The 11,790-nt window shown below is 63.5% G+C and carries 12 protein-coding genes; all 12 read left to right on the top strand.

Features of this window, described 5'->3' with window-relative positions; translation table 11 throughout:
• Positions 1-21 precede the first annotated feature (21 nt).
• The 12 genes from rsmD to ftsY all read left to right on the top strand — a co-directional run bounded on the left by rsmD (position 22) and on the right by ftsY (position 11,663).
• Positions 22-627, top strand: coding sequence for a 16S rRNA (guanine(966)-N(2))-methyltransferase RsmD (rsmD, locus tag QMK17_RS01210; protein ID WP_283506513.1), 606 nt, complete (start codon positions 22-24; stop codon positions 625-627).
• Entirely contained in the window at positions 624-1,115 is a 492-nt protein-coding gene (coaD, locus tag QMK17_RS01205) for a pantetheine-phosphate adenylyltransferase (protein WP_283506512.1), read from the top strand. Before rsmD ends, coaD begins: the two co-directional genes overlap by 4 nt.
• Before the next feature lie 174 nt (positions 1,116-1,289).
• Entirely contained in the window at positions 1,290-2,057 is a 768-nt protein-coding gene (locus QMK17_RS01200; protein ID WP_283506511.1) for a DivIVA domain-containing protein, read from the top strand.
• A 269-nt stretch (positions 2,058-2,326) separates the two neighbouring features.
• Positions 2,327-2,848 (top strand): YceD family protein, encoded by a 522-nt coding sequence (locus tag QMK17_RS01195; RefSeq protein ID WP_442972671.1) that lies wholly within the window; start codon positions 2,327-2,329, stop codon positions 2,846-2,848.
• 2 nt (positions 2,849-2,850) lie between these two features.
• Complete coding sequence (rpmF, locus tag QMK17_RS01190) at positions 2,851-3,033, top strand: 50S ribosomal protein L32 (protein ID WP_283506509.1); 183 nt, start codon at positions 2,851-2,853, stop codon at positions 3,031-3,033.
• Positions 3,034-3,055: 22 nt separating this feature from the next.
• On the top strand, positions 3,056-3,826 hold the full coding sequence (gene rnc, locus QMK17_RS01185) for a ribonuclease III (RefSeq protein WP_283506508.1): 771 nt from the start codon (positions 3,056-3,058) through the stop codon (positions 3,824-3,826).
• Positions 3,819-4,685 carry a bifunctional DNA-formamidopyrimidine glycosylase/DNA-(apurinic or apyrimidinic site) lyase gene (mutM, locus tag QMK17_RS01180; RefSeq protein ID WP_283506507.1) on the top strand — a complete coding sequence of 289 codons (867 nt, stop codon included), beginning with the start codon at positions 3,819-3,821 and terminating at the stop codon, positions 4,683-4,685. Before rnc ends, mutM begins: the two co-directional genes overlap by 8 nt.
• Before the next feature lie 17 nt (positions 4,686-4,702).
• A complete protein-coding gene (locus QMK17_RS01175; RefSeq protein WP_283506506.1) occupies positions 4,703-5,131 on the top strand; it encodes an OsmC family protein in 429 nt (142 codons plus the stop codon).
• A 28-nt stretch (positions 5,132-5,159) separates the two neighbouring features.
• Positions 5,160-6,041 (top strand): SMP-30/gluconolactonase/LRE family protein, encoded by an 882-nt coding sequence (locus tag QMK17_RS01170; protein ID WP_283506505.1) that lies wholly within the window; start codon positions 5,160-5,162, stop codon positions 6,039-6,041.
• A complete protein-coding gene (locus QMK17_RS01165; RefSeq protein ID WP_283506504.1) occupies positions 6,038-6,328 on the top strand; it encodes an acylphosphatase in 291 nt (96 codons plus the stop codon). Before QMK17_RS01170 ends, QMK17_RS01165 begins: the two co-directional genes overlap by 4 nt.
• 132 nt (positions 6,329-6,460) lie before the next feature.
• Complete coding sequence (smc, locus tag QMK17_RS01160; RefSeq protein WP_283506503.1) at positions 6,461-10,219, top strand: chromosome segregation protein SMC; 3,759 nt, start codon at positions 6,461-6,463, stop codon at positions 10,217-10,219.
• Between the two features lie 64 nt (positions 10,220-10,283).
• Complete coding sequence (gene ftsY, locus QMK17_RS01155; RefSeq protein ID WP_283506502.1) at positions 10,284-11,663, top strand: signal recognition particle-docking protein FtsY; 1,380 nt, start codon at positions 10,284-10,286, stop codon at positions 11,661-11,663.
• Positions 11,664-11,790 lie beyond the last annotated feature (127 nt).

The following is an 11,790-nucleotide window of genomic DNA, read 5'->3' as shown; positions in this document are numbered from 1 at the left end:
GGGGAGATTAAACTCCGGCAGATGACTCGGATCGTCGCTGGCATCGCAGGGGGTAGGAGACTCGAGGTCCCGCCTCGCGGTACGCGCCCTACATCGGAGCGCGTCCGCGAGGCGTTGTTCTCCGCTCTGGAGGCGCGTGTGGATTTGGAGGGCGCCGCGGTGCTCGATTTGTTCGCCGGATCGGGTGCACTTGGGCTGGAAGCTCTTTCGCGAGGAGCGGGGTCGGTGCTCCTCGTCGAATCCGATGCGCGGGCTGCGGAGGTCGTCAGGCGGAACGCCGCAGCGCTCGGCCTGCCGGGGGCAGTGGTCCGATGCGCGCCCGTCGCAGCGGTGCTGGCGGGCGCCGCAGTGGCTCGCTACGACCTGGTACTCGCCGATCCGCCCTATGCGGTGACCGAGGTTGCCGTGCAGCAGATGTTGGCCGAACTCGTCGGTCGAGGCTGGCTCGCCCCCGATGCGGTCGTGGTGGTGGAACGTTCGTCACGATCACCTCGGACTTCGTGGCCCGCAGGTTTGGTGCCCGAGAAAGTCAAGAAGTACGGAGAGACTCGGATCGAGATCGCCACGCACACAGTCATCGCCACGGACAAGGATCAGGCAGAGGCCGGTGATACCGTTCAGTCATGACTGGAGCGGTGTGCCCTGGATCCTTCGACCCGGTGACCGTCGGTCACCTCGACGTCATTACCAGAGCTGCAGCGCAGTTCGACGAAATTGTCGTCACCGTGATGATCAACAAGAACAAGCGCGGGCTGTTCTCCGTGGACGAGCGCATCGAATTGCTCGGTGAGTCGACCTCGCAGCTGGGGAATGTACGAATCGCGTCCTGGCAGGGTTTGCTCGTCGACTATGCGCGCGAACTGGGTTTCACGGCCATCGTCAAGGGCCTACGTGGAGCAATAGATTTCGACTACGAACTTCAAATGGCTCAGATGAATCGGAAATTGACGGGGGTCGACACTCTGTTCTTTCCGGCCAACCCCGCGCACAGTTTCCTGTCCAGTTCGTTGGTGAAGGAAGTGGCCACCTACGGTGGCGATGTCGAGGACATGGTCCCTCCGGCCGTACATGCCAAGTTGCTCGCGCGGATCGCTGAACGTAACGCCGAAGCCTAGAATCGGGTGGCCGTATCGGTAGCGCTCGAACACGCCGGAGAGCGACACACCGAGTGCATGACACACGGTCGGCGCAATCACCAGGCAAACTGGGTGATGCTGGAGAAGCCACAACCAGCATCAGATGTTTTCAAGAGTTGGATTCACTTGCAGTGTCGACGATTGGGGTTACCGGTGTATCGCGTATTCGAGGCGCTCGACGAGCTCGTCGCGATTGTCGAGGAGGCGCGCGGCGTCCCGATGACCGCAGGCTGCGTGGTTCCACGCGGCGACGTCCTGGAATTGCTCGACGATGTCCGTGACTCGATTCCCGGCGAACTCGACGATGCCCAGGACGTGCTCGACCATAAGGACAAGCTGGTCGGCGATGCCAGAGCAATCGCGGACAAGACCGTCACCACCGCAAACAACGAGGCGCAGGACACCGTCGAGAACGCGCGCGACTCGGCGGACCGGATCCTCGCAGATGCCAAAGCTCAAGCCGATCGCATGGTCTCCGAGGCCACCGCGCATGCAGAGCAACTCGTCGACGACGCGAACGACACCGCGGAGCGCACCGTCGAAGGTGGTCGTCAGGAGTACGAGGACCTGACGACGCGTGCTCGATCGGAAGCGGACCGCATGATCGAATCGGGGCAGGCGTCCTACGATCGGTCGGTGGCCGACGGAACCGAGGAACAGGCTCGCCTCGTCGCTCAGACGGAAGTGGTGCAGGCAGCCCGCGCAGAGTCGGCCCGCGTCATCGACGGAGCTCACGCAGAGTCGGACCGTATGAGGAGCGAGTGCGACGTGTACGTCGACACCAAGCTCGCCGAGTTCGAAGAGTTCCTCACCGGCACGATTCGGTCGGTCGGGCGCGGGCGCCAGCAGCTACGCACTGGATCGGGTGTCCCCGATTACGGCACGGATCCAGCCGATGACTTCCGTCGTCCTCGCCGATAGGACGCGATCAGCGCTGTCGGAAGGTCAGCGGTAGCGCCGTCCTCGAATTTGCCCACACATGCGCAGTTGCGTATCGTCGAGTGGTTGCCTGTTGCCGCTCGAAAGCGGAAGCGGTCCACAACTGTCGTGACTGTGTTGTTTCTCGTGACTGTGTTCCCTGACGTCGATCAGAAAGATTCGTTGTGCCTAGCCGCCGTAAGACCTCTCGTTCCGAACCCGGGACGGGATTCGTTCTGGATATCGACAGCCTGAGCCGCAGGCCCGGATCGATGATGCAGATCCAGCGGACGGTGGAAGCGTCGGAACGCATTGGACTGGACGCGATCGCCATCGAGGTCGGATCGCCTGTCGAGCTCGATCTCAGGCTGGAAGCCGCGTCCGAAGGTGTTCTCGTTACGGGCACCGTTCGGGCCGACACAGCGGGCGAATGCAGTCGCTGTCTTGAACCGGTTACCGGTTCGGTGGACGTGTATCTCACCGAGCTGTTCGCCTACCCGAACAGCGTCACGGAAGAAACGACCGACGAGGACGAGATTCATCGCATCCTCGACGATCAGATAGACCTAGAACCGGGCATCGTGGATTCGGTCGGATTGGAGCTTCCGCTCAATCCGCTGTGCCGCGAAGACTGCCTGGGACTGTGCTCCGAATGCGGCGTTCGCCTGGCGATTGCTGATTCTGGCCACAGTCATGACATACTTGATCCTCGCTGGGCTGGTCTTGCAGCCAAATTTGGCGTGGAATCAGAACCGAGCACAGAACTTGTGAACAACGAAGCCGAGGAGAAGTAGAAGTGGCTGTCCCGAAGCGCAAAATGTCGCGTTCCAACACGAGGTCGCGTCGTGCACAGTGGAAGACCACTGTGCCGACCCTCGTGACGTGCCCCAACCGTGGTTGCGGCGAGAAGACGCTGCCCCACATCGTGTGCCCCTCGTGCGGCACCTACAAGGGCCGCCAGGTCGCAGCAGCTGTCTGATCTCCCTAGGAGCGGACGCACTGTGACGAACAAGGGCAGTTCTGCCTCATCGAACAGCAAGCCAGCCGAAAGCGGCGGGGACGACCGAGAGTCGCTTCTCGCCGCTCTCGGCGTTGTACTGGACGAACCATTGTTGACGTTGGCGTTGACGCACCGCTCGTACGCCTACGAGCAGGGCGGTCTACCCACCAATGAACGCCTGGAGTTTCTTGGCGATTCGGTGCTGGGTTTGACGATCACCGAGCGACTCTACGAAGTTCACCCCGCAAAGTCGGAAGGTGAATTGGCGAAGATTCGTGCCAGCGTCGTGAACATGCATGCACTCGCCGAGGTCGCGCGCGAACTCGGCGAAGGCGGTCTCGGACGCCATTTGCTTCTCGGCAAGGGTGAGGAGCAAACCGGTGGCCGCAACAAGCCGAGCATCCTCGCGGACGGTATGGAATCGCTCTTGGGCGCGATCCACCTTCAGCACGGCATCGACGCTGCTCGGCGTGTAGTACTTGCCCTCTTCGCAGGTCTTCTCGACCGAGCGCCGCGTCTCGGCGCAGGCCTCGACTGGAAGACGAGCTTGCAGGAGCTGACTGCGGAGAAGTCTCTCGGCGTGCCCGCATACGAGATCTCGTCCACCGGTCCTGATCACGACAAGGAATTTACTGCCACCGTGCTCGTGGGCGGCAGGCCTTACGGCGTAGGTATGGGCCGATCGAAGAAAGAAGCGGAGCAGAAGGCCGCGAGCACGGCGTGGAACGCGCTCTCGCCGGACTCGGCCTACACCGCCGGCGTGGATGCCTGAGCTTCCCGAAGTCGAGGTCGTGCGCCGCGGACTCGAAGCCCACGTTGTCGGGACCACGATCGAATCGGTGGACGTCCTTCATCCTCGCGCGGTCCGACGTCATTTCGCCGGTGGTAAGGATCTGATCGGGCAACTGCGTGGTAGGCAGATTTCCTCGGCCGAACGCCGCGGAAAGTACCTGTGGCTTCCCCTCGAACCCCGTGATGTCGCCATCGTCGTGCATCTCGGAATGAGTGGTCAGATGCTGGTCCAGCCTCCCGCCGTCCCGGACGAGAAGCACCTGCGCATCCGAGCCAGGCTGGACAATGGTGCCGACCTCCGATTCGTCGATCAGCGCACGTTCGGTGGGTGGGCGCTGGCAACACTCCAGGACGTCGACGGTTCTATCGTTCCCGTGCCGGTGGCTCACATCGCGCGCGATCCTGTCGATCCGCTGTTCGACGCGGAAGCAGTGGTGAGCGTTCTGCGGGCTAAGCAGACCGAGATCAAACGCGCGATTCTGGATCAAACAGTTCTGTCCGGAGTGGGCAACATTTATGCGGACGAAGCGTTGTGGCGCGCGAAGATTCACGGAAACCGAATCGCGGAGACATTGACACGCCCGGCGTTGCGCCGGTTGCTCGTCGCCACCCAGGCGGTGATGGGCGAGGCTTTGGCGCAGGGCGGCACGTCGTTCGATGCGCTCTACGTCAATGTCAACGGCGAGTCCGGGTACTTCGACCGCTCGCTCGACGCCTACGGCCAGGAAGGTCGGCCGTGCTCGCGATGCGGAAGCCCCATCCGGCGCGAGAAGTTCATGAACCGATCCTCGTACAGCTGCCCGAAGTGCCAGCCGCGACCACGCGCGGACAGGTCCTGACCCTAGAATCGGCTCTCATGGCTGACGAGAGCACACCGACATCACTCTGGGTCGAGCGGACAGGAACCCGCCGCTACACCGGCAAGAGCTCGCGCGGAGCCGAGGTGCTGATCGGATCGGAATCGGTCGACGGCGTCTTCACCCCGGGCGAACTACTGAAGATCGCGCTCGCCGCGTGCAGCGGAATGAGCTCGGACCTGCCGCTCTCTCGCAGGCTGGGGGACGGCTACGACGCCACCATCGAGGTGTCAGGAGCTGCTGACAGGGACAACGAGCGCTACCCCGAGCTACACGAAATCTTGAAGATCGACCTCAGCGCACTCGACCCGGAAGCTCAGCAGCGCCTTCTCACTGTGGTCGAGCGAGCAATCGACAAGGTCTGCACGGTCGGTCGGACGCTCGCGGCAGGTACGAAGGTCACCCTCGATATCGACGTGGACGCCTGATATGGCTGTCGGGGCCGGTGCGGTTGTGATGTCAGTAGCTGTAGCAGGCGCGGTGCTGGTCGGAACTCCTGATGCTGCGGCGGCTCCGACGTGTTCGCCGTGGACCGTCTCGACGGTGGCTCAGGGTTTCGGCATGCTCGAGAATCTCGCATTCGGCGAGGACGGGACGATATTCCTGTCGGAGACCTCCCCGCTTGGTATGGGAAGAATCCAGGCACTGACACCGGACGGCCGTCGCCGCACCGCCGTCCCGGACGTGACATCGCCCGGTGGACTGGTCGTCGACGGCGACACGCTGTTCTTCACCACCGGGAACGGCACGGCCGCTGGAGTTTTCGGTACCGCCGACGGAACCATCGACACACTCGACATCGAGACGGGGGCACGGACGACGTATGCGCGTGGTCTGGTCATGCCCAACGGGTTGGCCATGTCGTCGAACGGTGATCTGTTCACCACCCGGAACCTCGGCAGTGACACCGGCCTCACTGTCGTGCCTCACGAGGTCCCGCACGAGCCGTCTTCGGTCAGAACCGATATCGGGACGGCCAACGGCATCGCAATAGACGGCAACACCGTCTATGTGGCGAACACTTTCGATCCAGCGCTCGCGATCACCGAGGTGGATACCGACGATCCCAGCGGGCAGTCGCGCACCCTTGCGGTGGATGGATTCGGGCCGCTCACCGCGTCCGACGACCTCACCGTTGGACCCGACGGACAGCTCTATCTGGCGCAGAATCTCGCGAGCCGAGTGCTCCGCATAGATCCCCGGACAGGCCAATCATGCGTTCTCGGGACAGGACTGCCACTGACGAGTTCGGTGGATTTCGGTGGCCCTGGATGGGACCGAACTTCGTTGTACGCGACCAGCTTCGACGGAACTGTCAGGAAGCTGACGCCCGCATGACCGACTCGAGTCCGAGCGACGCGCGATTGACGGCATGGGTGCACGGACAGGTCCAGGGCGTCGGATTCCGCTGGTGGACACGATCGAGGGCTCTCGAACTCGGTCTGGTCGGTTCGGCAACCAATCACGCAGACGGACGTGTGCTCGTCGTTGCCGAAGGCGAACGGGATCAGCTGGAGCGACTGCTGGCTCTCTTGCGTAGCGGAACGACTCCAGGGTCGGTGTCGTTGGTCGTCGAGACGTGGGACCCGTCTCGCGGCGGGGTTGTCGGCTTCGTCGAACGTTGACGTGCTCGAAGAATGTCGGTCCTTGCGCTCCAGCGATAGGTGTAGCAATTGGAAGCTGTTCCAGACGTTATCGAACCGTGATGGTCGGTGTGTGCACGGTGCATGCGCGCCCACCCGGTAGTCTCGAACGCCATGCATCTCAAGAGTCTGACGCTGAAGGGCTTCAAGTCCTTTGCTTCGTCGACGACTCTTCGTTTCGAGCCCGGAATCACCTGCGTCGTCGGGCCCAACGGATCGGGAAAGTCCAACGTTGTCGACGCTCTCACCTGGGTGATGGGCGAGCAGGGCGCCAAAGCGCTCCGCGGCGGGAAGATGGAAGACGTCATCTTTGCGGGCACGTCGGGCCGTGCGCCCCTCGGTCGCGCCGAGGTGACGTTGACGATCGACAACACCGACGGCGCGTTACCCATCGACTACACCGAAGTCTCGATCACTCGCCGAATGTTCCGCGATGGTGCAGGCGAGTACGAGATCAACGGCAGCTCCTGCCGGCTCATGGACGTGCAAGAACTACTGAGTGACTCCGGCATCGGACGCGAGATGCACGTGATCGTCGGTCAAGGCAGACTTGCGTCAATTCTGGAGTCACGGCCGGAAGATCGGCGTGCCTTCATCGAGGAAGCTGCGGGTGTCCTCAAACACCGCAAGCGCAAAGAGAAAGCCGTTCGCAAGCTGGATGCGATGCAGGCGAACCTCGCACGGCTCGGCGACCTCACCTCCGAACTCAGGCGCCAACTCAAACCGCTCGGCAGGCAAGCCGAAGTCGCGCGTCGAGCGCAAACGGTGCAGGCCGACCTCCGCGACGCGCGGTTACGCCTGGCCGCCGACGATCTCGTCTCGCGACGCGAGGAGTTCGCCAACCAGACGCAGGACGAGGCGGCAGCCCGTGAGCAGTACGCGGCCGTTCAGGACACGTTGGAGGCGGGCAACGTGGCGCTCGGTGAGCTCGAACACTCGGTGGCACGCCTGACGCCCAGTGCCGAAGCTGCCGGTCAGACGTGGTTCCAGCTTTCTGCACTCGCCGAACGTGTCAACGCGACCGTCCGCATCGCCACCGAGCGAGCCCGTCACCTCGATTCGGCTCCCACCGGAGGGCGCGGACAGGATCCCGACGAACTCGATCAGCAAGCCGAGCGTGTCGCGGAAGAGGAGCTCGAGCTCGTCGAGGCCGTCGAGATCGCGCGCGAGTCGCTAGAAGTGGCCCGTGAGCAACTGATCGAGCGCGAAGCGGCTGCGGCCGAAGCCGAACGAGCTCACATGGCCGCGGTGCGTGCGGTAGCAGACAGGCGTGAGGGGTACGCGAGGCTCTCCGGTCAGGTCGATACCTACCGGACCAAGGCTGATTCGATCGATGCCGAGGTTGCTCGATTGACCGTTGCCATCGAGGAGGCGCGGGAGCGCGGTGACCATGCTCAGATCGAGTTCGAGAGCGTGCAGGATCAGATCTCCGGTCTCGACGCGAGCGAGCTGAGCCTGGACACGCACTACGAACGAGCTGTAGCGGCACTGCGTAGTGCTGACGCCCGGGTGACCGAGCTGCAGAACGAGGATCGAGTTGCAGGCAAGAAGGTCGCGTCGTTCCAGGCCCGTATCGAAGCACTCACCATGGGTCTGGAGCGTAAGGACGGCGCAGGCTGGCTGGTAGAAAACCGGCAACTGGGCGTCACTGGTCTGCTCGCCGAGAAGATAATGGTCGAGGACGGGTTCGACGTTGCGGTTGCGGTGGCCATGGGACCTGCCGCGGATGCGGCGCACGCCGAGACGTTTGGCCGCGCGCGAGAGGCTGTTCTCGCTTTGCGCTACGCGGACGGCGGTCGTGCTGCGATCGTGTTCGACGACGGCGACGGCGACGACGACAGCGGCGGGGCGCAGCGGCCGCGTGCTATCTCGTTGCCCGAGGGCGCACGGTGGGCGATCGACGTCGTCGACTACCCGGAATCACTGTCCGGTCCTATGGAGGCGCTTCTCGGCGACGTCGTCGTCGTCTCCTCACTCGACGATGCAGAATTACTCGTTCGTTCGACGCCCGGTGTCCGCGCCGTCACGAAGGAGGGGGACTATGTCGATTCCGGGTGGCTCTCCGGCGGATCCGACCGTCGACCGAGCACTCTCGAAGTCCAAGCCGCCATCGACACGTCCGCAGTCGAGCTCACTGCGGCCGAGCGGCGATCGGCAGAGTTGGAAGCCGCATTGTCGGGTGCGCTCGCCGAGCAGTCGGACCGCAGGGAGTCCGCCGAACAGGCTCTCGCTGCCCTCAACGAGTCCGATGCAGCGATGTCGGCGGTGTACGAGCAGCTGGGTCGGCTCGGACAGCTTGCACGGTCGGCGCACGGCGAGTCGGCCAGACTGACCGAGCAACGAACTGCAGCCGAAAGCGGCCGCGAGGAAGCCCTCGGCGCGCTCGCAGAACTCGAAGAGCGGCTCCGGTTGGCGGAAGACGAACAGTCGGGTTCCGGTGACGTCCACGATTCCGACGATTCCACCGTTGCGCGCGAAACTGCGGCCGCTGCGCTGACCGAGGTGCGGTCCGTCGAGGTCGAGGCCCGCCTCAATGTCAGGACGGCAGAGGAGCGGGCACAGGCTCTGCGCGGTAAAGCCGATTCGCTTCGCCGTGCGGCTCGCGCAGAACGTGAGTCGCGCCAACGGGCCGAACGGGAAATGGAAGCGCGTCGTCACGCGGCTGCGGTCGCCGAGTCCGTCGTATCCGCAGGTACTCGGGTTGCTGAGCGGCTCGCGTCCGTCGTGGCCGCGGCTTCTGCTCGCCGCGACGAACTGTCTGCACAGCGGGCGAATACCACTGCCGAACTGGACCGTGTCAAGGAACAGGTTCGTGCTTTGCAGGGCCAGCTGGCGTCCATCACCGACGCGGTACACCGCGACGAGGTTGCACGTGCCCAGGCAGCATTGCGGATCGAACAGCTGGAAGCAACGATTCTCGAACAGCACGGCATCGGTCTCGACGACCTGATCGCCGAGTACGGACCCGACGTCGCCCTGCCGCCGACCGAACTCGAGCTCTCCGAGTACGAGGCGGCGAAGGAGCGAGGCGAGCAGGTGGTGGCACCGGCGCCGATGCCGTTCGACCGCACGACTCAGGAAAAGCGAGCCAAACGAGCCGAACGAGATCTTGCCACCCTGGGCAGGGTCAACCCACTCGCGCTAGAGGAGTTCGCAGCGCTCGAGGAGCGGTACACCTTTCTTTCGACACAGTTGGAAGACGTCAAGTCGGCCAGGAAAGATCTGCTCGAGGTCGTCGCCGACGTGGATGAGCGAATCCTCCAAGTTTTCACCGATGCCTGGATCGATGTGGAGCGGGAGTTCACGCAAGTGTTCGCGAAATTGTTCCCCGGTGGAGAGGGCAAGCTGATCCTGACGGAGCCGGGTGACATGCTCACTACCGGTATCGAGGTCGAAGCGCGGCCACCCGGCAAAAAGGTGAAGCGGTTGTCCTTGCTGTCCGGCGGCGAGAAGTCGTTGACGGCTGTGGCGATGCTCGTCGCGATCTTCCGCGCCAGGCCATCTCCGTTCTATGTGATGGACGAAGTCGAGGCTGCTCTCGACGACACCAACCTGCGTCGTCTGATCGGTCTGTTCGAGCAACTTCGCGAGAAGTCACAGCTGATCGTCATCACGCACCAGAAGCCCACCATGGAAGTTGCGGACGCTCTGTACGGCGTCTCGATGCGCGGTGACGGCATCACGACGGTCATTTCTCAACGTCTCAACCGAAACAGGGTAGAGACCATCGCAAGCGCGACGGTCGACGAAGAGGACGACGCCTCAGGGGAACCACCGGTGGACGACAAGCCGGTGAGCGAACCCGATGCCGAAACGATCGGCGGCGTCGAAACGATCGGTGCCGCCGAGACATTCTCGCTACCGATCATCTGACTTCGTTACGCCGGCCACTCGTGTGGCCAGGGTGGGCGAGTGCGGTGCCCGTCGCCCTGACAGGATGAATGCCGTGAGTACCCAAGCGTGGATCATCGTGGCGGCCGTTCTGGCCATCTTCATTGTCGGACTTGTCGTCGGTTTCGTTTTGTCGCGTCGACGCCGAGTGTCGCTGAAGTCGTCGGAAACGCCGACGATCGAAGAGGGACAGAAGGATCGGTCCGGCGGTTACAAGGCCGGTAGCGGATTCTCGTTCAGCCAGGGGACTGCTACGGCAGAGCCAGAGCTTGCGCCGCAGCCTGAGCCGACGCCGCAGCCTGAGCCGACGCCGCAGCCTGAGCCGACGCCGCAGCCTGAGCCGACGCCGCAGCCTGAGCCGACGCCGGAACCTGAGCCGACGCTCGAGCCGGAACCTGAGCCGACGCTCGAGCCGGAACCTGAGCCCTCCGCGGTTCCCGAGCCCATCGCAGTTCCGGAAACAGAGCCCGCCTCCGGGCCCGAGCTGCCCGTTCTCGACGATATCGCGCCGACGGACGGCCGCCTCGACCGTCTGCGTGGACGGTTGTCACGCTCGCAGTCAGCGGTCGGCAAGAGTCTGCTGGGCCTGCTCGGGGGCGGTGATCTCGATGAAGATTCGTGGGAAGAGGTGGAGGACACACTCCTGATCGCGGACCTGGGTTCGTCGACCACGCAGGAGATCATGACTGCGTTGCGTCAGCAGATGGCATCGCGCAGCATTCGCACCGAAGCGGATGCGCGTGCTCTGCTGCGCGAGATCTTGATCTCCCAGTTGCATCCGGAATTCGATCGCTCGATCAGAGCGCTTCCACACGACGGAACGCCTGCCGTACTGCTCGTCGTCGGTGTCAACGGGACCGGAAAGACGACCACCACAGGCAAGCTGGCGCGAGTACTCGTCGCCGACGGACGACGAGTACTTCTCGGTGCCGCCGATACGTTCCGTGCCGCCGCCGCTGATCAGCTTCAGACCTGGGCCGAACGAGTGGGCGCTGAGGTCGTGCGCGGCAAGGAAGGCGCCGATCCTGCTGCTGTTGCGTTCGACTCGGTGGCGAGGGGCATCGAGCAGGGGGTCGACGTGGTCGTGGTGGACACCGCTGGTCGTCTGCATACGAAGTCGGGTCTCATGGACGAGCTCGGCAAGGTCAAACGCGTGATCGAGAAGAAGGCTCGCGTGGACGACGTACTGCTGGTTCTCGACGCGACGGTGGGGCAGAACGGTCTCACCCAGGCCCGCGTGTTCGCCGAGGTCGTGAACATCACCGGGGTCGTGCTGACCAAGCTCGACGGCACAGCAAAGGGCGGCATCGTGTTCCAGGTTCAGCGTGAACTCGGTGTGCCGGTGAAACTGGTTGGCTTGGGCGAGGGTGCGGACGACCTTGCACCGTTCGAGCCGGAAGCGTTCGTGGACGCTCTTCTGGGCTGAGCGCAGTGACGTGATTCGAGTGCGAAACTGAAAGTTCTAGATGTTTCGTCGGCCGAACACGCGCTGATTTCGTGACGAATCGCACCATGAAACTCAAGCGAAACAAAAACTGTCGATGCGTTCACAC

The sequence above is a fragment of the Rhodococcus sp. G-MC3 genome (genome assembly GCF_030063335.1).
Classification (GTDB): Bacteria; Actinomycetota; Actinomycetes; order Mycobacteriales; family Mycobacteriaceae; genus Rhodococcoides.
This window is presented reverse-complemented; position numbering and strand designations above follow the sequence as displayed.

Coding starts and splice junctions, on each gene's coding strand:
- rsmD (WP_283506513.1), top strand. CDS start 22: ATGACTCGGATCGTCGCTGGCATCGCAGGGGGTAGGAGACTCGAGGTC.
- coaD (WP_283506512.1), top strand. CDS start 624: ATGACTGGAGCGGTGTGCCCTGGATCCTTCGACCCGGTGACCGTCGGT.
- QMK17_RS01195 (WP_442972671.1), top strand. CDS start 2,327: ATGATGCAGATCCAGCGGACGGTGGAAGCGTCGGAACGCATTGGACTG.
- mutM (WP_283506507.1), top strand. CDS start 3,819: ATGCCTGAGCTTCCCGAAGTCGAGGTCGTGCGCCGCGGACTCGAAGCC.
- QMK17_RS01175 (WP_283506506.1), top strand. CDS start 4,703: ATGGCTGACGAGAGCACACCGACATCACTCTGGGTCGAGCGGACAGGA.
- QMK17_RS01170 (WP_283506505.1), top strand. CDS start 5,160: ATGTCAGTAGCTGTAGCAGGCGCGGTGCTGGTCGGAACTCCTGATGCT.
- QMK17_RS01165 (WP_283506504.1), top strand. CDS start 6,038: ATGACCGACTCGAGTCCGAGCGACGCGCGATTGACGGCATGGGTGCAC.
- smc (WP_283506503.1), top strand. CDS start 6,461: ATGCATCTCAAGAGTCTGACGCTGAAGGGCTTCAAGTCCTTTGCTTCG.
- ftsY (WP_283506502.1), top strand. CDS start 10,284: ATGAATGCCGTGAGTACCCAAGCGTGGATCATCGTGGCGGCCGTTCTG.